Source organism: Thomasclavelia ramosa DSM 1402 (assembly GCF_014131695.1).
GTDB lineage: Bacteria > Bacillota_I > Bacilli_A > Erysipelotrichales > Coprobacillaceae > Thomasclavelia > Thomasclavelia ramosa.
Map to the genome: position 1 here is coordinate 851,563 of NZ_CP036346.1, position 21,756 is coordinate 873,318.

Annotated in this window: 23 protein-coding genes; 19 read left to right on the top strand and 4 right to left on the bottom strand. The window is 31.9% G+C overall.

The genetic code is table 11. The features are described 5' to 3' along the window. Positions 1 to 114 precede the first annotated feature (114 nt). From EYR00_RS04050 to pepT, 3 genes are all read right to left on the bottom strand, one after another. Positions 115 to 1,413, bottom strand: coding sequence for a glycoside hydrolase family 32 protein (locus tag EYR00_RS04050; RefSeq protein ID WP_003534846.1), 1,299 nt, complete (start codon positions 1,411 to 1,413; stop codon positions 115 to 117). Between the two features lie 83 nt (positions 1,414 to 1,496). Beyond that, complete coding sequence (locus EYR00_RS04055; protein WP_003534844.1) at positions 1,497 to 2,393, bottom strand: diacylglycerol/lipid kinase family protein; 897 nt, start codon at positions 2,391 to 2,393, stop codon at positions 1,497 to 1,499. Positions 2,394 to 2,397: 4 nt separating this feature from the next. Continuing rightward, positions 2,398 to 3,606, bottom strand: coding sequence for a peptidase T (gene pepT / locus EYR00_RS04060; protein ID WP_003534841.1), 1,209 nt, complete (start codon positions 3,604 to 3,606; stop codon positions 2,398 to 2,400). A gap of 166 nt (positions 3,607 to 3,772) precedes the next feature. Between pepT and EYR00_RS04065 the strand changes: the two genes are divergently transcribed. The 9 genes from EYR00_RS04065 (at position 3,773) to EYR00_RS04105 (ending at position 13,196) form a co-directional block, all read left to right on the top strand. Beyond that, the gene (locus EYR00_RS04065) at positions 3,773 to 4,360 is read left to right on the top strand and encodes a ribonuclease H1 domain-containing protein (protein WP_003534839.1); all 588 of its coding nucleotides are present in this window, start codon (positions 3,773 to 3,775) and stop codon (positions 4,358 to 4,360) included. After that, entirely contained in the window at positions 4,353 to 4,886 is a 534-nt protein-coding gene (locus tag EYR00_RS04070; protein ID WP_003534837.1) for a thermonuclease family protein, read from the top strand. Before EYR00_RS04065 ends, EYR00_RS04070 begins: the two co-directional genes overlap by 8 nt. Before the next feature lie 259 nt (positions 4,887 to 5,145). Then, entirely contained in the window at positions 5,146 to 6,063 is a 918-nt protein-coding gene (locus tag EYR00_RS04075) for an ABC transporter permease (protein ID WP_008792052.1), read from the top strand. Positions 6,064 to 6,074: 11 nt separating this feature from the next. Then, entirely contained in the window at positions 6,075 to 7,010 is a 936-nt protein-coding gene (locus tag EYR00_RS04080) for an ABC transporter permease (protein WP_003534835.1), read from the top strand. Positions 7,011 to 7,025: 15 nt separating this feature from the next. After that, positions 7,026 to 8,036 (top strand): ABC transporter ATP-binding protein, encoded by a 1,011-nt coding sequence (locus EYR00_RS04085; protein ID WP_003534834.1) that lies wholly within the window; start codon positions 7,026 to 7,028, stop codon positions 8,034 to 8,036. A gap of 3 nt (positions 8,037 to 8,039) precedes the next feature. Further along, complete coding sequence (locus EYR00_RS04090) at positions 8,040 to 9,014, top strand: ABC transporter ATP-binding protein (protein WP_003534833.1); 975 nt, start codon at positions 8,040 to 8,042, stop codon at positions 9,012 to 9,014. 17 nt (positions 9,015 to 9,031) lie between these two features. Further along, entirely contained in the window at positions 9,032 to 10,690 is a 1,659-nt protein-coding gene (locus EYR00_RS04095) for a peptide ABC transporter substrate-binding protein (RefSeq protein ID WP_003534831.1), read from the top strand. Between the two features lie 50 nt (positions 10,691 to 10,740). Then, the gene (locus EYR00_RS04100) at positions 10,741 to 11,973 is read left to right on the top strand and encodes a M24 family metallopeptidase (protein WP_003534828.1); all 1,233 of its coding nucleotides are present in this window, start codon (positions 10,741 to 10,743) and stop codon (positions 11,971 to 11,973) included. Positions 11,974 to 11,981: 8 nt separating this feature from the next. Further along, on the top strand, positions 11,982 to 13,196 hold the full coding sequence (locus EYR00_RS04105) for a pyridoxal phosphate-dependent aminotransferase (protein ID WP_003534826.1): 1,215 nt from the start codon (positions 11,982 to 11,984) through the stop codon (positions 13,194 to 13,196). A 24-nt stretch (positions 13,197 to 13,220) separates the two neighbouring features. Here EYR00_RS04105 and EYR00_RS04110 read toward each other — a convergent pair whose 3' ends face one another. Then, positions 13,221 to 13,511, bottom strand: a complete 291-nt coding sequence (locus EYR00_RS04110; RefSeq protein ID WP_003534824.1) for a hypothetical protein — start codon at positions 13,509 to 13,511, stop codon at positions 13,221 to 13,223. Between the two features lie 122 nt (positions 13,512 to 13,633). Here EYR00_RS04110 and EYR00_RS04115 point away from each other — a divergent pair, with 122 nt between their 5' ends. The 10 genes from EYR00_RS04115 (at position 13,634) to EYR00_RS04160 (ending at position 21,754) form a co-directional block, all read left to right on the top strand. Further along, complete coding sequence (locus tag EYR00_RS04115; protein ID WP_008792048.1) at positions 13,634 to 14,626, top strand: glycosyltransferase family 2 protein; 993 nt, start codon at positions 13,634 to 13,636, stop codon at positions 14,624 to 14,626. Between the two features lie 356 nt (positions 14,627 to 14,982). After that, the gene (gene epsC, locus EYR00_RS04120) at positions 14,983 to 15,525 is read left to right on the top strand and encodes a serine O-acetyltransferase EpsC (protein ID WP_003534820.1); all 543 of its coding nucleotides are present in this window, start codon (positions 14,983 to 14,985) and stop codon (positions 15,523 to 15,525) included. After that, complete coding sequence (locus tag EYR00_RS04125; protein ID WP_003534818.1) at positions 15,497 to 16,099, top strand: phosphatase PAP2 family protein; 603 nt, start codon at positions 15,497 to 15,499, stop codon at positions 16,097 to 16,099. The genes epsC and EYR00_RS04125 overlap by 29 nt, the downstream gene beginning before the upstream one ends. Positions 16,100 to 16,122: 23 nt before the next feature. After that, on the top strand, positions 16,123 to 16,308 hold the full coding sequence (locus EYR00_RS04130) for a hypothetical protein (protein ID WP_003534816.1): 186 nt from the start codon (positions 16,123 to 16,125) through the stop codon (positions 16,306 to 16,308). A gap of 12 nt (positions 16,309 to 16,320) precedes the next feature. After that, positions 16,321 to 17,418 carry an AI-2E family transporter gene (locus EYR00_RS04135; protein ID WP_003534814.1) on the top strand — a complete coding sequence of 366 codons (1,098 nt, stop codon included), beginning with the start codon at positions 16,321 to 16,323 and terminating at the stop codon, positions 17,416 to 17,418. A gap of 99 nt (positions 17,419 to 17,517) precedes the next feature. Next, positions 17,518 to 18,126 carry a hypothetical protein gene (locus EYR00_RS04140; RefSeq protein WP_003534812.1) on the top strand — a complete coding sequence of 203 codons (609 nt, stop codon included), beginning with the start codon at positions 17,518 to 17,520 and terminating at the stop codon, positions 18,124 to 18,126. Then, a complete protein-coding gene (locus tag EYR00_RS04145; RefSeq protein ID WP_003534809.1) occupies positions 18,119 to 18,769 on the top strand; it encodes a LytR/AlgR family response regulator transcription factor in 651 nt (216 codons plus the stop codon). The genes EYR00_RS04140 and EYR00_RS04145 overlap by 8 nt, the downstream gene beginning before the upstream one ends. A gap of 58 nt (positions 18,770 to 18,827) precedes the next feature. After that, positions 18,828 to 19,751, top strand: coding sequence for a MerR family transcriptional regulator (locus EYR00_RS04150; RefSeq protein WP_003534807.1), 924 nt, complete (start codon positions 18,828 to 18,830; stop codon positions 19,749 to 19,751). Further along, positions 19,744 to 21,015 (top strand): hypothetical protein, encoded by a 1,272-nt coding sequence (locus EYR00_RS04155; protein ID WP_003534806.1) that lies wholly within the window; start codon positions 19,744 to 19,746, stop codon positions 21,013 to 21,015. The genes EYR00_RS04150 and EYR00_RS04155 overlap by 8 nt, the downstream gene beginning before the upstream one ends. Next, the gene (locus EYR00_RS04160; RefSeq protein ID WP_040434055.1) at positions 20,996 to 21,754 is read left to right on the top strand and encodes an ABC transporter ATP-binding protein; all 759 of its coding nucleotides are present in this window, start codon (positions 20,996 to 20,998) and stop codon (positions 21,752 to 21,754) included. The genes EYR00_RS04155 and EYR00_RS04160 overlap by 20 nt, the downstream gene beginning before the upstream one ends. The last annotated feature ends 2 nt before the right edge of the window (positions 21,755 to 21,756 follow it).

Consider the following 21,756-nt stretch of genomic DNA (forward strand, 5'->3'; position numbering starts at 1 on the left):
GTTTTTCTGAAAATTTAATAAATTGGGGTCACAGAAGTATAAAACGGTTTTAAATCAGCAATATTTGCCATAATAAGTTATTTTTAAACTAAAAGAACCTGTTTAAAACAAGTTCTAGTCAGTAAAGATTTCAAAACCAGTATTACTCTTAATCGTATCTGCCATTTCATAGACGATATTTGATAAAACATATTGACCATTATTAATATAAATTTCAATAATATCCTGGTCATAGTAGATGTTTAAATTACAGTGATCGATTTTTGGTGAACGTAGCTCTTTTAATGCCGTATCAGATTTAAACACATTAGAACGATCGATACAAAGACAATCGTCATACTTGATAAGATAACCTCCAATATTTATGAAATCACCTGTTTTTAAATTAGTCACGATCTTGCATGCCTGCGTAGCTTTAAACTCAGTTGCAGGCTTTTTAAAGAGACTATCGACAGATGGATGAATATTCGTAAATATAGCATCATTTTGATATGTGATTACACGTGGATAAGTAATTAATCCAATCCAGTTAGCTTCATCGGCAACAGGCATACGCATCCAGCCTACATAAATTCTTCGTCCGGCTTCGTCAATCGTTGTTTGGGGAGCATAAATATCTAAACCATAGTCAAGATAATTTAGTTCACCAGTAATCTCTAATTGACAGTTTTGATGATCAAAATTAGCTGTTGTAATACGTGCGTGAGATGGATAGCCGCTATCATTAGTCCGTTCTGGAGACATGATCAATATATCCTGATGGGCAACTGTAAAAATATCTGGGCATTCCCACATATCACCGCATTTAATGCCGCGATAATTATTAGCATAATGCCATTCAGTTGCATTTTTAGAAGTATAAAATAATAATTGACCATTATAATCATTGTTATCATCTAAATACTTACTTGCTAAAACCATATAGTAAGTATCTTGGAATTTCCATACTTTTGGATCACGTGTATGAACAGGATGACCGACTTCGCCATCTTTAAATACTGGAATGATCAATTGTTTTTGATTAAGATTATCGAAGTTAAATCCATCATCGCTTATAATCATACTTTGGCTAGAATAAAAATCATAACCTGGGGCAGTTTTATGAATATTTTCGGGATTGACTTTTTGATAAACAACAGACGTATAATATAGATACATTTTTTTATCAACTTCTAATGCTGAACCAGAAAAACAACCATTTGCATCAAAGTCTTTACTAGGGTATAATGCAATTCCCTGGTCAACCCAGTTTACTAGGTCTTTACTAGTAGCATGACCCCAGTGCATTGTTCCCCACTTATTTTCATAAGGAAAATGCTGATAAAATAAATGATAATTATTTTGGTAATAAATAAACCCGATAGGATCATTGATCCAATGTTTAGGGGCTGTTAAATGATATTTTGGGTGCATGTAATTTCCTCCTTGATGTACAGATAGATTATAATATAAATTAAATAATCAAACAATAAAAAAGGAGTCTGTTTAACAAACTCCTATGGTACTAAAATATTGATAGCTTGGCTTATTGCTTCAATTGTCACTGGCAATGGTGACCCCTCTTCACCATCAATATCAATTACAACTTTTTGTTGGCTGTAAATCTCAATTTTTTTTGCTTGAACATAAGAAATAAATGGGCTATTAGCATGTTTTTTCAACAAATAATCTTTTGATAGAGCAACTAAATCAGTAACAGAACATTTTTTTATTACGATTAAATCAAGCATTCCATCTTGAATATCTGCATAAGGGATAATATTTTCAAATCCGCCAACACGATTTGTATTTGTAACCATAAACATTTTTGCTTCTGTTTCTAAAATATTAGCATCATCTAAAACAATTTTTAAATTAATATTAGTATTTAATTGACTAGGAAGATTAGCAATACCGTTTAGATAGTAAGCTAAGGGACCTAATCTTTTTTTATCAGCTTTGCTAACGGTGAATGATACATCACTGAACATTCCCCCGGCAGCCACATTCATAAAATAGCGTTCGTTGATTTTACCTACATCGCAACAGACAGTCTTAAAATTATTGATTAAATTACAAACTCCTTCGATATTGCTAGGTAGGTTCAAATAATTTGCGAAGTCATTGACAGTTCCCGCTGCCAGTATACATAGTGGAATTTTTTTATCGCTGGCAACCATCCCGCTAACTACTTCATTGATCGTTCCATCACCGCCAACTACTGTAATGAAATCATAGTCTTGTTCGTCAGCATTTAGTGCTTTAAAATAAGCATCATCTTTTTTTAAGGTGTAGAAAACATCAATATGATTAATTAATTGACGCAAAGTAAGCTGCCCAATTAATTTATCTAAAGTGTTTTGAATAGTCCGTTGTCCCGAAGACGGATTAATAATGAATAAACAGCGTTTCATAAAACTACTCTTTAATCAGCTCTTTTAAAATTTCAACTGATTGTTTCATCATCGTGAGTGAAACAAATTCAAATGGACCATGGAAATTATCACCGCCGGTGCCGATGTTTGGGCAAGGAAGCCCCATAAATGTTAAGCGAGCACCATCGGTACCACCACGGATAGGACTAGCAAAACCTTGGATTCCAACACTATTCATTGCTTTTTCTAATCTTTCAATTATATAATAATTTTCTTTGATAACTTCTGCCATATTTAAATATGATTCTTTAATATCTAGTTTGATCAATTCATATCCATATTTTTCATCTAAATATTTTTTAATACGTTTAAAATCATTGATTTGTTTTTTGGCTAATGTAAGATCGTGATTTCTAATGATGTATTCTAAAGTAGCTTTTTCACAACCACCTTCTAAATGGTGAAGATGATTGAAACCATCATAACCATCAGTAAAATATGCTTTTTGCTGAGCTGGCAGCATGTTTTCAAATTCAATTGCAACATTGATTGCACTAACCATTTTATCTTTGGCATTTCCTGGGTGGATTGATTTTCCGGTTATTTCAACTTGAGCACTATATGCATTAAAGTTTTCATAATTATATTCTTCAATATCCCCACCATCTAAAGTATAGGCATATTTGGCTCCAAATTTATTAACATCGAAATTATCAGCTCCACGCCCGACTTCTTCATCAGGAGTAAAAGCAATTTTAATATCATTATGTTTGACTTCAGGATGTTCATACAAATAATTTGCTAAATCCATAATGATAGCAACACCAGCTTTATCATCAGCTCCTAATAAAGTAGTACCGTCAGTAGTGATTAAATCATGACCAACCATTTTCTTTAGACTAACAAATTCTTCAGGGTCTAAAGAAAGTCCTAATTCTTTATTGATTTCGATGATAGAACCATCATAATTATTGATTTTTTGAGGTTTAATATTAGTTCCGCTAGCATCTGGAGAAGTATCCATATGAGCAATAAAGCCGATGATATCCCCGGTACCACCATTCCCTTTAATTGTTCCATAAACAATACCGTATTCATCCAAATGTGCATCTGTGATTCCTAATTCCAACATTTCTTTAACTAATTCTTTTCCTAAATCTAGTTGTTTCAGCGTTGAAGGGGTAGTATCTGAGTATTCATCTGATTGTGTATCAATGCTTACATATTTTAAAAATCTTTCTTCAATATCCATATTATTTCTCCTTTAACCTAATACATTAATTATACTCATTATTGATAAATAGACAACTGTTGAGGGCTAAGGAAATTAATTTTTCTTACTTTAGTACCCTTTAAGTTTCTTTACTAAATAGAATTTCTAGTTTAAAATCATTTTATCAATTATTAAAGGAGAAGTTATGGCTAAATATTATGCAGTAAAAAATGGTCGCAAACCAGGAATTTATTCATCTTGGGATGAATGTAAGAAACAAGTTGAGAAATTTAAAGGAGCAATATATAAATCATTTACTTCATTAGAGGATGCAAAAGTATTTATTAAAGAAGAAAAGATAGAATTTGATGGGGGTTTAATTGCTTATGTTGATGGCAGCTACAATATTAAGACACATGAATATGGTTTTGGATGTGTGATTATTGAGGAACAAAAAGTAATCAAAGAAATGTATGGTAAAGGTGCTGATGAAAATTATGCTTCGATGCGTAATGTTGCGGGTGAAATTTTAGGCAGTATTTGTGCAATGGAATTTGCTAAAAACAATGGTTATAAACAAATTTGTATTTATTTTGATTACGAGGGAATTGAAAAATGGGCAAATGGTATGTGGAAAGCAAACAAACCAGGAACACAAGAATATCAGCGTAAAGTAAAAGAGTATCGTCAAGATTTAAAAATTGCATTTGTCAAAGTATTAGCCCATAGTGGTGATTTTTATAATGAAAGAGCTGATGTATTAGCGAAAAAGGCGGTTGGAATTAATGGCTAAGAAGATTAAACTAACAAAAACACAACAAAAGAAATTATTAAGATCATGGCTTGGAATCATAGTTATCTTGGCGGTAATTGGTTACAATTTTTATCAGCAGAACAAATCAATTCCCACAGGCGAACGATTTGAAGTAACTTTAGATAGATGTGTTGATGGTGACACAGCATGGTTCAATGTAGATGGTGAGAGTACAAAAGTTCGTTTTTTATATATTGATACACCTGAATCAACTAAAGAGATAGAGCCGTATGGTAAAGAAGCGAGCGATTATACAAAAACACAATTGACGAATGCTGCGAAAATCGAATTGGAATTAAATGTAGATGGTGATAGTAAAGATAAGTATGGGCGTTTATTAGCATGGGTCTTTGTAGATGGTGAATTACTTCAAGAACAAATTGCTCGTGAAGGTTTAGTTGAAAAGTTCTATGATTACGGATATGACTACACTTATAAAAATGAAATTATTGAGGCAGCAAATAGTGCTAAAAGTATGAGAAAAGGGATTTATTCTGAAAATTAAATTGTATGCGCTTTAATACAAAATTAAATAAATTATTGACTTGATAATAAATTATTGGTATAATTATCGCAGAAATCAATTAAAGTATGGTATTTATAAAAAAATTTTAATACCAACAAATTGTGTATAATCGTATACAATTTGCGGTTTTTGGGCGGAATCCCTAGGGGCTCATGGGGTTAGCGTGTAAAAAAATGTTTGAAATTTGATACATATTAAGGTATCCTAGTAGATATATAGTAAAGGAATAGGTGATTAAATGTTTAGGTATGTTTTAAAGCGGGTGCTCATTGGTATCGTAACACTGTTCTTACTTTCATCAGCAACATTCTTTTTGATGAAGGCAACACCAGGGTCGCCAATTAGTGGTGAAAAATATAAAAATGAAGCGGCACGCGAAATTGCGATTAAAAAGTACAATTTAGATAAGCCAGTATTTGAGCAATATACTCTATACATGAATGATTTGATTCATGGTGATTTAGGGGAAAGTATTGTTCGTCCTGGACGTGATGTAGGTACAACAATCTCACAAAGTTTCCCAGTTACAGCGAGACTAGGTGCAATTGCTTTTGCCTCAGCACTAGTGATTGGAGTTGCACTAGGTACTGCAGCTGCATTATCAAAACGTAAATGGCTTAACAATCTTTGTATGTTTATTGCAACAATCGGGGTATCTGTACCATCATTTTTGATCGGGGTACTTTTAATGATTGTTCTGGGGGTTAAATTGAAGCTGTTCCCATTTGTGGGGCTGACTTCACCGGCTCATTATGTTTTACCAGCCTTGTCATTGGCGTTTTATCCAATTGCCATGGTATGTCGTTTAACTAGAAGTAGTATGCTTGAAGTTATGCGTCAAGATTATATTATCTTAGCGCGGTCAAAAGGAACACCTTATAAAAAGGTCGTTATTAAGCATGCGTTAAAAAATGCATTGATTCCAGTTATTACATATGCAGGTCCTGCGTTTGCCTACATGTTAACAGGAAGTTTCGTTATTGAAACTCTATTCTCAGTACCAGGAATTGGACGAGAAATGGTTTCAAGTATTCAAACTCGTGATTATTCAATGATTATGGGATTAACAATATTCTTAGGATTCTTGGTAATTTCATTTAATATTATTACTGATTTACTATCAGCAGTAGTAGATCCACGAATCAAATTAAAATAGGAGGAAGCAAGATGGAAGAAAATAAGGTAATGAACATCGAACTTACTCCAGAAATGTTTGAGAAGTTAGATGATTCGAAAAAGAATAGCGAAAAAATCGCTTACGAAAGTAAAACATATATTGCAGATGCTTGGAATCGTTTCAAGAAAAATAAATTAGCATTGATTGGGTTATGCTTTTTATTGGTAATGGCAATTGGATGTATCTTTGTGCCAATTTTCTCATCATACACTTATGATGGACAAAATATGGCTAATACTTTCGCTGGTCCATCAATGGATCATATCTTTGGTACTGACCGCTTTGGTCGTGATGTACTGGTTAGGATTATGTACGGTGGGCGGATCTCACTTGCAGTTGGATTCTCAGCCGCAATTATTTCTTTATGTGTTGGGGTTACTTATGGGGCTATCGCTGGATATGCTGGCGGAAAAGTCGATATGATTATGATGCGTATCGTTGATGCCTTATATTCTATCCCAGATATGTTATACTTAATTATGATTACAGTTGTATTGGGTTCAAATTTCCAGTCGATCATAATTGGGATCTGTATTTCCTCATGGATGGGGATGGCTCGACAAGTACGGGCTCAAGTAATGACTTTAAAAGAACAAGAATTCTCATTAGCAGCCTTTGTTTTAGGAGCTAGCAAAAAAAGAATTTTATTAAAACACTTGATTATAAATAGTATGGGACCAATTATTGTTTCATTTACAATGTTAGTTCCAAGTGCAATTTTCTATGAAGCAACATTAGGATTCTTAGGTATCGGTTTATCAGCTCCACAAGCCAGCTGGGGGACTTTAGCTAATGATGCACGGGCGATGATCAGTTCACAGCCATTACAGGTTGTATGGCCAATTTTAGCAATCTGTTTAACTATGTTAGCTTTAAACTTTATTGGTGATGGTTTAGGGGATGCCCTTGACCCTAAGAAGAAGTAGGAGGGGAATTATAGAATGAAGATGTTAGAAGTAAATGACCTTACTACTGAATTTAGTACCGAAAATGGAACAGTTAAAGCTGTTCGTGATGTATCATTTTATGTAGATAAGGGCGAAGTGTTAGGTGTTGTTGGTGAATCTGGTTCAGGTAAATCACAAACAATGTTCTCAATTATGGGATTACTAGCTGGAAATGGTAGTGTAACTAATGGGTCAATTAAAATTGATGGTGAAGAAATAGCACCGACTCATTTTGATAGTCGTAAAAAATATGAAGAAACAATGGATCGAATTCGTGGTAATGATATGGCAATGATCTTCCAAGATCCAATGACTTTCTTAAATCCGACATTAAGAATTGAGACTCAATTAATTGAACCGATTATTAATCATAATCCAAAAATTTCAAAAAAAGAAGCACGTGATAAAGCGATTGATTTAATGCGTAAAGTAGGAATTCCTTCACCAGAAGATCGAATTCGTCAATATCCTCATCAATTCTCTGGTGGGATGCGTCAAAGAATCATCATTGCAATCGCTTTAGCGTGTGATCCAAAAGTAATCATTGCTGATGAACCTACAACAGCGTTAGATGTTACAATCCAGGCGCAAGTATTAGATTTGATTGGAAGTTTAAAAGATGAAATCGATTCAAGTATTATCATGATTACTCATGATTTAGGAGTAGTTGCTAGTATTTGTGATCGTATTGCTATTATGTATGGTGGTAAAATTGTAGAAACTGGAACTACTGATGAAATTTTCTATAATCCACAACATCCATATACAAAAGGATTACTTTCATGTATTGCCAATCCTGAAGATTTAGAGAAAAAAGAATTACATCCGATCCCTGGATCACCACCTGATTTATTAAATATTTCAGAAGGATGTCCATTCCTTGATCGTTGTGAAAACGCAATGAATATTTGTGTTGATCACATGGATGAGTATCGTAATTTTTCAAGTACTCACTGCAGCTCATGCTGGTTAAATAATCCATATTTGAAAAGGAAAGGGGAATAGACAATGAGTGAACCAATTTTAAAAGTAAAAGGACTTAAAGTTCATTTCCCAGTATCTGGTGGATTCTTAGCTAAAAAACAAGTTGTAAAAGCAGTTGATGGAGTGGATTTTGAGATTGCTCCTGGTGAAACTTTTGGCTTAGTTGGAGAATCTGGATGTGGTAAAAGTACTACTGGACGTGCTTTGGTTAAAATTTATGATCCAACAGAAGGGCAAGTCATTTTTGAAGGTGAAGATATTACAAAAATTAAAGGAGCTAAATTAAAAGAGTTCCGTCGTGATATGCAGATGATTTTTCAAGATCCATATGCAAGTTTAAATCCACGAATGACTGTTGGGGAAATTATTCGTGAACCAATGGATATTCATGGGGTTTATGATACAAAAGAAGAACGCGAAAAAAGAGTTCGTGAATTATTAGAGATCGTTGGTTTGAAACCAGATCACATTCGTCGTTATCCTCATGAGTTCTCAGGAGGACAAAGACAAAGAATTGGAATTGCGAGAACCCTTGCATTAAATCCAAAGTTTATTGTATGTGATGAACCGATTTCAGCTTTGGATGTTTCGATTCAAGCACAGGTTATCAATTTACTTGAAAAGATTCAAAATGAAATGGGAATTGCATATTTATTTATCGCCCACGATTTAAGTATGGTTAAACATATTTCTGATCGTATTGGGGTAATGTATTTGGGAAATATGGTTGAAATTGGGGATGCTGATGATATTTATCATGAGCCACTTCATCCATATACTCAAGCGCTGTTATCTTCGGTACCTATTCCGGATCCTAAGGTAGCACGCAACAAAAAACGTATCGTATTGGAAGGTGAGCTTCCAAGTCCGATAAATCCGCCTAGTGGATGCGTCTTCAGGACACGCTGTCCAAAGGCAACTGAGAGATGTGCACAAGAGAAACCAGCTTTAAAAACAGTTGGAAATCGTCAAGTGGCATGTTTCTTATATGAGAAATAGTTGAAAGGGGAAAAAACATGAAAAAACTATTAGCTTATGGTCTTAGCTTCTTAATGGCTCTAACTTGTTTAACAGGTTGTGGTGGCGGAAGTGAAGCCGATTTACGAGTTGCAGTAGGAAAAGACACTGCTGACTTAGATCCTGCAATCGTTGATGATTCAGTAACTGCTAACATTTTAGCGCAAGTTTATCAAGGTTTATATACACTTGATACTGATGGTAATGTAATTACTAATTTAGCAACTGATATGCCTGAAATCAGTGAAGATGGTCTTACTTACACAATTAAGATTTCTGGGGATACTAAATGGAGCGATGGAGAAAAAGTAAAAGCTTCTGACTTCGTATATGCTTGGAAACGTGCGGTAACTACTGGTGGTTACTACACACAATTTATTTGGCAATATATTGATGGTACTTCTCATATGGTAAAGGATAAGAAAACAGGTAAAGAAACTGACACTCCTTATACTACTATGGATGAATTAAAAGACTTTGGAGCAACTGCTTTAGATGATACAACTATTCAAATTAAGTTAAAATCTAAATGTGCTTACTTTACTTCTTTATTAACTAACACTGTATTCTATCCAGTTAGAGAAGATTATTTGAAAGAAAATGCTGAAGATATTACAAAATCTTCTTGGGGTAACAATTCTGATGTTCCTTACAATGGAGCATTCAAAGTAACTTCTGTAAACACTAAAGATGAAGTGTTATTAGAAAAAAATGATGAATATTATGATGCTAAAAATGTTACTTTAAATTCTATTTCTTTTAAAGTAATGTCAGATATGGATGCACAAACTAGTGCGTTTGAAAAAGGTGATTTAGATTTCGCTACTTCTTGTAACATTGATACTATCAATAGCAAGGATGAATTAAAGAAACAATCTTGGAAAATCGATCCTTTTGTATGTAACTACTACGTATTAATCAATGCTGGTGATGAAAATACAAGAGAAGAATTAAAAGATGCTGATATCCGTAATGCAATCGGATTATCAATTAACCGTGCTAATGTTTTAAAAGCATTAGGATATGGTGACAATGCTTATGAATTAAATGGATTAATTCCAAAAGGTATTCCTGGAGCAACTGGTGACTTCCGTGAAGAACAAGATGCTGTAGAAAAATTAGCTACTTATAACTTAGATGAAGCAAAAGCTATCATGACTTCTAAAGGTTATAGTGAAAGTAATATGTTAAAATTAACATATACTTACAATGATAACACTATGCATAAAAACGTTGCTCAAGCAATGCAAGCATCTATGAAAGAAGCTTATATTGATCTTACTTTAAGTGCAACTGAAGGTGAAGCATTCTTTGATGCTCGTGACAAAGGTGATTTCGAAATCTGTCGTCATGCCATGACTGCTGACTTCATCGATCCAATGGCTTATTTATCAATGTATGTTGGTTCAACTACTCCAGGTAACACAGTAGATGATGCTAAATACGAAGAATTAGTAGCTGCTGCTAATGCAATTGATGATAAAACTGAACGTATGAATGCTTTACATGCTGCAGAAAACTATTTAGTTGGTGAACAACATTATGTAATTCCATTATTTGGATATGCTGAACCATACTTAATGTCTTCTAAAGTAACAGGTGTAACTCATTCACCAGAAGGACATTATCAATTAGCTTATGCTAAAGTTGAAAAATAAGAAATAAAATAGGGTACACTTTGTGTACCTTATTTTTCTAGGAGGAAACTATGAAAGAGATTAGATCAGTAAAAGAACAATATCAAATTAAAGATGCTTGTTTGAAAGAACGATTAGAACTTATTTTACCTAAAGTAATGAAAAAATATGATGTTGATATGTGGATCAGTGCTTCTAAAGAATATAATGAAGATCCATTATTTCATGCAATTACACCAGCTAATTATCCAACTGCACGAAGAATTTCATTGTTTGCTTTTGTTAAAGAGGGGGATAATATACATCGTTTTTCTCTCTGTATGCCAAGTGAGGAATTAGCGCCATATTATACAAGTTATTGGACTGATTTTAATAATGAAGATCAAATGGCTTGTTTAAATCGTTTATGCAAAGAATATGATCCACAAACAATTGCAGTCAATGTTTCAAATAATTTTGCTTTTAGTGATGGATTGACACAGGGGTTATATGAAATGATTACAGCAAAAATGGCTCCAGAATATGCTGAACGAATCGTACGTAATGATATGTTGGCAATTAAGCTGATGGAGTTGCGTACTCCATTAGAATTAGAATTACATCCAGAAGTTATGGAGGTTGCTTTTTCTGTGATTGAAGAAGCTTTTAGTTCAAAAAGTATTATTCCAGGGGTTACTACTTGTGAGGACTTACAATGGTTGATGATGCAGCGTGTTAAAGATCTAGGATTAGATTATTGGTTTGAACCAACTGTTGATTTACAACGACCTGGTTTAGATAATCCCCGATATTTTGGTGTAATTGAAAAAGGTGATTTATTACATTGTGATTTTGGAATTAAATATTTGAATATTTGTACGGATACTCAAAGATTGGCTTATATTGCTAAAGATGATGAAGAGAGTATTCCACAGGAATTGCTTGATGGAATGAAGGTTAATGATCGTTTTCAAGACATTGTGGCTGAAAACATGGCTGATGGTAAAAGTGGTAATGATGTTTTGATAGATTCTTTGAAACAAGGTAAAGATGAAGGAATTGAAGCTGTATTATATTCTCATCCATGTAATATTTATGGTCATGGGCCAGGGACAACGATTGGTTTATGGAATAATCAAAAAGCAATTCCTGTTAAAGGTGATGTGTTAATGTCATATGATACAACATATGCACTTGAATTAAATACAAAGAGCAAAGCTTTTGGCCAAGATTATTATTTCTATACTGAAGAAACAGTAGCATTTACTCGAGATGGATTAATTTATTTACATCCGGGACGTAAAAATATTTATTTTATTAAGTAGGTACTAAGATGAAAAATAGAATGAAAAAAGAGTTTTTAGGGTTTGAAGGCGGGCTATTCAGCGAGGTAGAAAAAGCGGATGTTGGTGATAGTTTTGCTAAATTAGCTGAAAATGGAGTAGCATTAATGGGATGGGCCGATCCTTTTATGCCTGACTTTTCAATTCCTGAGCATATTATGGAAAAAACACTTGAAGCAATAAAATCTCCTGTAGCAGCGCATTACACTGCTCCAACGGGAAATATGGAGCTTAGGGCAATGATTTGTCAAAAAGCCAAGAAAATGTATGGGGTAGATTTAAATCCGGCTAGAAACGTAATTATTACGCCTGGAAGTGATAGTGCTTTATTCTTTGCAATGTATCCTTTCTTGGAAAAGGGTGATGAAGTAATCATTCCTTGTCCAAGTTATCCTAATAATATGCAAAATATTACAATGATGCAGGCTACGCCGGTAGTTCTTGAATTAAATGAAGCTGAAGATTATCAAATTAATCAACAAGCATTAGAATCACTAGTTAGTAACAAGACTAAGATGATTGTTTTAACTCATCCTAATAATCCGACTACAACAGTCTATAATCATGAAAGTCTTATGGCAATTAGGGAAGTGGTTTTAAAACATGATTTAGTACTTGTTTGTGATCAGGCTTTTGAAGATTTTACATTTGAAAATGAGTTTATTGCACCGATGGCTTTAGATGGTATGTTTGAACATACAGTTACCGTTTGTTCAATTTCTAAAGGGATGGGATTAAGCGGTTATCGAGTTGGCTATATTATGGCAAGTGATGTAATTATGGATGTGATGTATGGTTGTGCGGTAAGTGTGATTGGGGCAACTAATACTGTTAGTCAAATTGCTGCAATTGAAGCTTTTAAGCATCCTGAATTTATGGATGAATTCAACCGTGCTTACGATATTCGTCGTCATCAAGCTTACAATATTTTAAATACAGTACCTGGGGTTTCAATGGAATTGCCAGCCTCTGGTTTCTTAGCCTGGGTTGATGTTAGCGCTTTAGGCGATAGTAGTGCGATTTGTAAGCGTCTTATTAGTGAAGCTAAAGTGGCGGTTAATGATGGAATTAATTATGGACCCGGTGGAGCAGGACATCTACGTATTGTATTAGGTGTTTATCGTGATGATCAACAAGTTATCGAAGCATTAACTCGGATGGCAGCAACATTAGATGCAATTGCTAAAGAAAAAGGTATAAAATAAAAACATGAATTTGAATTCATGTTTTTATTTTGCTGCTTTTTTTGATTTTTTATTACAGATGTACGCAACTGCAATAGTAATTACAGCAACGATAGGTAGGATCCATAAGAAATTACTATTAATGTATTTATAATCTCCTGACCATACCGAAGTCCATTCACCGATTTTTTTAATTAGAATAGCAATAGCATAAGAAGTTGTAACAACTTGTACTGCACCAACTAATAATTTAGTCCATTTAGGAAAGACTTCAGTGAATAAAATTAAAGAAATAATACATACTGCACTAATAAAACAATTTATTACGAAATACATAGCAATTCTCCTTTAACGTATACTTAAATAAAATACCATAAAATCGTCCCAAATGCAATATCAACTATATATTATGCCATAAATATGCTAAGATATAACTAAGAATATAAATGGAGGCTATTATGAAGTTATTAACTATCTGTATTCCTTGTTACAACGCAATCGAGTATATGCACAAAGCATTGGGTTCCTGTTTATTATTAAAAGATGAACTAGAAGTTATTATTATTGATAAAAATTCAACTGATGAAACTTATGAAGTAGCAATGGAATATCAAAATGAATACCCTGATACTTTTAAAGTTATTAAAAATACTGAAAATATCGATGATATTAAATGTGCTTATCAGTATACCACCGGATTATATTTTAAACTCTTGAATAGTTATGACTGGTTTGATCAGGCATCTTTAGTACGGGTCATTGAAACATTAAAAGATATTATTCGAGTACAAGCAAATCTGGATGTTTTAGTAACCGATTATTTTTGTTGTTATGGAAAAAGACCACGCAAAGTAAGCTATCGTTCGCTTTTGCCAAGTGATAAAATTTTTGGCTGGCATGAAATAAAACATTTTAAAAAACAGCAATATTTATTAACACCGGCATTAATTATAAAAACTAAGATTATTAAAGAAGTGATTGATAATTTTCCTCTAAATGCAACTTTTTATATGGAGATGTTTGCCTACGCTCCTCTTCCATATATTAGATCATTTTGCTATATCGACATGCCTTTATACTGTTTTGGCCGTAATCCATTTGAAAATGTTATTAATAACGATATTTTTATTCCTGCATTATTAGATACAGCACGTGAATATATTGATTATTATGATATTTATACACTGCGCTCTCGTAAGCAACGTCATTATATGATCAAGTATCTATCAATGATTACTTTGATAACTTGTGCTCTTTTATCTCATGATGGTTCACCTGAGAGTATTCAAGATAAAGATGATTTGTGGAGTTATTTAAAATATACCAAGCCTAAATTATACAAGGAACTTCGAAAAACTACATATGGACGCTTATTCTCGATTGAAGGTCGTTTATCTAAAAATATTATTGATAAAGCTTATAATGTTATTTTAAAACTATATGGAATTTAAAAACTGCTTAATAGCAGTTTTTTATTTGAATAGTGTATAATTGTATACAAATTTATGATTTTCACTTTATAGTTTATGAATATACTAAAAAATAATAAAAAAATTAGATTTTTTCAATATTTATATTGACATTTTTCTTATAGAAGCTATAATCTATTTATAAATCAATTAATGATTTATGTAGGGGAAGAAAGATACACACTATAATAGTATCTAATAACGTTTAAACAGAACTCATGGGGGATGAGTTCTGTTTAATTTTTGCCTAGAAAAAAAATAAAAAATTTCATAAATATAATATATATTAGTTGCATTATTGATGATTTATCGATATATTAACTAGAAGGAGTGAGAGTATGGAAAATAGGAGTTTAATAAAAAAAGTACTAGAGACGGATCCGGCTGCGAGATATGCCTTAAATGTGATTATTAATTATCCTGGGGTACATGCAATGTTTTGTTATCGGATCAATAGTTTTTTGTGGAAGAAATTACATTTAAAATTTTTAGCACGGATGTTTAGCCAAATTGCAAGATTTTTTACGGGAATCGAAATTCATCCTGGGGCAACTATTGGAAAGCGTTTATTTATTGATCATGGTATGGGGGTAGTTATTGGTGAAACAACGATCATAGGTGATGATTGTGTTTTATATCAAGGTGTTACTTTAGGTGGAGTTGGAACTGGTGAACACAAAGTAAAGCGCCATCCAACGTTATTGAATAATGTCATGGTTTCAGCAGGAGCAAAGGTTATTGGTGATGTTACGATTGGTAATAATAGTATTATTGGAGCTCAAACAGTTGTGTTAAAGGATGTCCCTGATAATTGTACAGTTGTTGGGGTACCAGCATTTATAGTTAAAGAAAATGGCGTTAAAGTTAAAAAAGAATTATAAACAGTGGTTTTTTTTAATCCCATTAGCTTTGTTTATCCTTGATTATTTTCTAATTATGACTGGAATAATTAAACCAATCGATAATTTTGTTTATCAATTGCTGCAAATACTGATTAATGAAAGAGTAACACCAATTGTAATTATGGTAACTCATCTAGGAAGTTTTATCGGGATTATTGGAGCAATCTGTGTTTCATTTATAATCAGTAAAAGAATTGCTCTAGTTTGCTTAGCAGCGTCATTTATCCAGCAGCTGCTTAATCGAATTATAAAGTTTATTGTTAAGCGGCCTCGACCAAGTGTTGTGCATTTAGTCAACGAAACTAATTATAGTTTTCCTAGTGGACATGCAATGGCAATAACTTGTCTATATGGATTATTTATTTATTATTTGTATCATAGTAAGTTGAAATATCGCAAGTTGTTGATCAGCGGATGTATAATAATTATATTATTTGTGACATTAAGTCGTATATATTTGGGAGTCCATTATTTTAGTGATGTATTTGGCGGTGTAATGCTTTCTTTAAGTTTGATCATGTATATGAGTAATATTCCCTCTTTTAATGCATAAACTGCATTGAGGAGGGTTTTATTTTGGAAAAATTAAGTGAATACGGTCTAACTTTAGTTGTTATTAATGATGATTTCCATTTATATGATCTAGTTAGTAAAGAGGTTTATGAAGTAATGACGTTGTCGCATATAGAGCAACTTTTGGATAAGTGGAATAAAAAGGGGAAATGCCTGCATAATTATGGTATAATTAGGATAACTATCTAAGGAGAATTATAAATGCAAAAAGATAAATTAAAACAATATAGTGGACTGTTAATAATCGGAATTTTGTTAATAGTTGTTTATAAGGTATTTGAACCATCATGGTTTTCGGTATTATTAAATGCGTGCTTCCCGATTATTATAGGTGGGGTACTAGCCTATTTTTTAGAGCCGTTAGTACAGATGGTGACTAAACTGTTTGAAAACTGTCAAAGCTCATTTTTGAAAAAGCATAGACGTGTATTAAGTGTTTTATTAGTGAGCTTGGCAGTAATTTTAATGATTATTTTGTTATTGACCTGGTTAATTCCTATGGTTATGGATTATGCAGTAGAATTTGCTAAAAATATTGATACATATGTTAAGAGTTTTGAAGCATCGATAAATAGTTCTTTTGAAGATCCTAATTTAGCTGGAACGATTATCCAGGTGGAGCAGACTTTTGTTGATTCTATCAAAAGTCTTAGCGCAAATGATTTTATGGAAGTAATTGCTTTTGCAGGTAAAACGGGGAGTACGTTATTAACTATTTTGATGGGCTTGATCTTTTGTCCATATATTTTGATTGAAGCAGAAAAACTTGCACGTATTTTTGATCGTTTTATGCTTTGTTTTATTAGTCAAGAAAATTTGGATTTAATTCATGGTTATGCGATTAAATCACATCGTATTTTTGGTAATTTTATTTATGGGAAATTCATTGATTCAGTCATTATTGGATTGATTGCACTAGTCGGATTTGGACTGATGGGCTTACCGTTTTTCCCATTATTAGCTTTTGTTGTTTTTATTACCAACATGATTCCTTATTTTGGACCATTCATAGGTGGGGTGCCTGTAGTTTTTATCGTATTATTAACAAATGGGATAATGCCAGCAATCTGGACTGCTCTTTTCATTTTTGCGTTACAGCAGTTTGATGGCTTAATTTTAGGACCGCGCATTTTAGGCGATAGTGTAGGAATATCACCATTTTGGATTATTTGCTCGATTACCATATTTGGGAGTCTCTTTGGATTCTTGGGAATGTTTTTAGGAGTTCCGTTAATTTGTGTAATTCGGATGTTCTTTAATGATTTCCTAGAATATCGAAAAAATCGTATTAAAGATTAATGAGCAGAATCATTAATCTTTTTTTGTGCCAGTAAATCTCAATACGTGCCATAAGTATATCATTTTAATAATAATTAGATAAAATAAAATTAGGAGGAGATGGACGTGAAAAAATATGTAATCGGAAAACCGCGAAGGATTTTAGCTATTGTCAATATGTTGATATGGGTACCATTTGCGACAATGTTGATTGTATTTGAAGTTCAATACCATGCTTCAATCGTCAATGGAATTTTTTTAGGCCTTGTTATTTTAATTATTAATTTTTTTATTGCTGGTCCAATAATTTATAGCTCTGGAATGTGGTGGAGTATCGATGAAGAGGTATTTAAATATAGTTCGTTTAGAAAATTTACAGCTAGAATCAAAGCTTTTTATCTTCCTAAACAGCAAAATAGCTATTTCCTCGCTTTAAAAGTTCAACAGATGGATAGGATTGATTTAGGTTGGCATGATGTTCCAATATTTCCTTTTGGTTTAATTGGGCATCCTATAACTTTTACAATTACAATGAAAGATGGTACTACTGTAGAACTAGAAGCACTTTATACAAGAGAATCACAAAAGTTTGTAATGGCTTGTAAACATATTGAGTCTCTTGGAATAACGCTTAATGATCCATATAATTTATTAGAAGTTATTGCTAATCCTAAACGTATGGTATCTCAATATATCGATGAAATTGAAAGCGGGGTTCATCATGATTAGGATCGCAATGGCAATAAAAAATCAAGATATCAAAAATATCTTAAAAATAGAACTGCTTAAGTTATGTGATGATCTACAAATCATGGATTACCAAGAAGCAGTTAATTATGATGTTTATATGATGGAAATTAAAAATATTGCTGAAATTGAAAATTTAAAGAGGATTCGTTTAGAGGATTATCAGCAAATCATCGTATTGATTGGTTTAGAAGATTTAGAGCTAATAAAAAAAGGTTATGAGTTAGAAGCCTTTAATTATATTCGAACCAATAAATTTATAGAAGATATTGATAATCTCATGAGTCAGCTTGGTGATGTCATGGTAAAAAGATTTAAAACTTATCAAATTCAAAATAGCGGAACTATTTCTAAAGTAAGAATAAGTTCAATTAATTATGTTGAATCCTTTAGACATTACATTCATATTCATGCTAATAGTGGTGAATATATTGAAAGAAAAAATATAAGCGAGTTTGTCTGCCAAATGAAAAATGAAAATTTTATTCAAATCCATAAATCTTATGCTGTTAATCTTCATGCTGTTATTAAAATCGCTGCAAATTGCGTAGAACTGGTAGATGGTTCCATATTGCCAATTGGAAATAGTTTTAAAAAGCAATTAATTGAGTTGTTTGATAAATAATCCTTGACTGTATTCTTAGTATATAGTGTTAAATGTTAGGTAGAAGGGAGGTTTTATTATGACAACACACGAGGTTGAAGTGATTTTTGGCATAACTAAACAAACACTAATTTATTATGAAAAAGAAGGCTTAGTTGTTTGTCAAAGAGATGCAAATAATTATCGGAATTATTCATCTAAAGATCTTGATACATTAAAAATGGTCTTACTATTACGTTCAATGGAAATATCCATTGATGAGATAAAACTAATAATGAATAGTGAACTTTCAATTAGATATGTACTTGAAAGAAAACAGGAGTATATTGAACAATTACAAATTGAGTTAAAAGATATTGATGAAAAAATTAAAGCATATATACAACGGCATAAAGTAGAGGTTATTTTTGATAATTCTATAAATCATGAATACGAGGGTCTGTTGATTAATCAAAATGAATTTTGTTTTAATGAAGTGAAAATTAATTGTAATGACATTATGCAGATTGATTTATCGATGTGTAGTTCAAAGGGGTGTGATGGTAAGGCATATTTCTTTTTGAATTATTATGTTGATCTTGATATTCATACTACTAGTGATACGTATTCTTTTCAAATAATGAATAATAGTCAGATAAATAATCTATTTAATTATATAGTTTCATTATCTGTTCCGATCAATGATCCATTAGGTCTTATTAGAATTTATCGAGATAGAAATGATCCAGTAATGTTAAATAAATATTTAAATAAACATTTTAGCAGTTGGTCCCAAGAATATAATTTAGATAATCCTCGTGAGAATTATATTTCAATTATGAAAGAGAGTTATATTTATCCATTAAAAGAATTAAAGGATAATGAGCATAGTATTGATAAACTTGTAAATGAACAATTTAAAGCTTTAAAAACACCATATACTGAGATATTCAAAAGAGCTAGCAAAAGTATTAATAAGTGTTTTACAAAGTTAATAAAAAGAGGAGATTGTAAAGATGATTAAAATGGCATTGCACTTATTAAAGTTAGAAAAAAAGAGTGCTGTTGATTTATGTATTTGTATAGCTTCAACAGTAACTGTTTGTTTATTATTTATGGAAATTCTAAAATCACCAGAGATTAGTGGTAATTTAGATTTTTTAAATATTCAATTTTTATATAATGCGTTATTAACGTTTTTTATGATCTTTATGTGTGTCGTTTTAATGGTATATTCAAGCAATTATTTTATTAGACTTAAATCTAGAGAAATGGGGTTAACTGTCTTATCAGGGCTAAGCTTTTTTAAACGAACTATATACAGTTTGGTTCAAGTATTATGTATTGTCCTTTTTTCTTCAATGATTGGAATTATAGTTTTTTTGGGAATAAGTCCAATTGTTAAAATGGTGATATACGAAATTTTAAGTGTTGATGCAAATATTTTTGTCCTTAGTTTTGATGCTTTGATGCAGGGATTAGCAGTAATTTTAGCGATGATATTGGTAATTATGTTATTTAATAGTGGTTTTATTATGCGTACTGGAATAACAGAATTACTTGAAAATCATAATATAATTAGTTATAAAAAAGATACTCGTGCAATAAAACCGCCGGATTGGATTTATCCTCTTATTTATATATTTGGCTTAATATGTATGTATACTGGAAATAATCAAGTTGGTGGATATATCTTATTTTCATTTTTTGGGGCAGTCGGTGCCTATGGAGTGTTTCGGCATTATTTACCACATCACTATAATAGAAATGCTTTAAAGTACTGCAAAACGGCAAAAGACCTATTAATTAAAGAAGATGTAAGTTTGATTATGCAACAGTCAAAATCTTTTATTTTAATCTTAATGGTAGCAATGATCGGAATCGTGCCATTCATTTGTGGGACTATTGATAATAGTTTGTTCAATTTTGAGATGCATCTTGCATTTGTTATTACAAATATATTATTGAGTTTGACGCTTATAAATCGTTTTAAAATTGATCATATACAAAGAAGAGAACACTTTCATGCCATCTATCAACTTGGCTTTGCAAGAGCAGAAATTGATTTTGTTTATATGCAGGAAATAAAATATTATTTTCGTCATCTTTGGATATTGTCAATAATTTATATTTTTAATATTTTTATTGTCTTTTATTTTAATCAGGGAATGGGAATAATGACAACTTTTATTATTATGGCTGAATATCTAATTCCTTATATGTTAGCAGAAATGATTATTCTATATGAAAGAAAGGAGGAAATTAAAAATGACAAATATTATGCTTGAAGTTAAAAATTTAAAGAAAATATATGATGAACTAGGTCCTTCACCAAAAATTGCTTTAGATGATCTTAGTTTTGAAATTAAAAATAATGAATTTGTTTGTATTATGGGGCCTTCTGGTTCTGGAAAAACGACCTTAGTAAATATTTTATCAACAATTGATAAAGCAACTTCAGGAATTGTTAATATTTCAGGTGCAAGTATTGTTGGGATGAGTGGGGCAGTAAAGGCAAAATTTAGAAAGAAAAAGTTAGGTTTTATTTTTCAAAATTATAATTTACTTTATTCTTTAACGATTCGTGAAAATATTCTTTTTCCGTTAATTATAAATAGTATCGGTGAAAAAGAATGGCAGGAAAATTTAGAGCAGGTTACACAGATTTTAGGTATTAAGGACATACTCGATAAACATGTATATGAGTGCTCTGGTGGGCAACAGCAGCGAGCGGCAATTGCAAGAGCCCTAATTAGTAAACCTGAAATAATTATTGCTGATGAACCTACTGGTAATCTTGATAGTAATAATTCTAGAGAATTAATGGAATTATTTTCGAAAATCAACCATGATTCTCAAACAACAATTATTATGGTGACTCACGATGCATTTGTTGCCTCGTATTCAACTAAAATGTTATATATGAAAGATGGTAAGATCGATAAAATTTTAAATCGACATGGTCTAACACGAGATGAATATTTTAATGAGATTGTTAAAGTTAATGCAATATTATCTAATAATTGAAA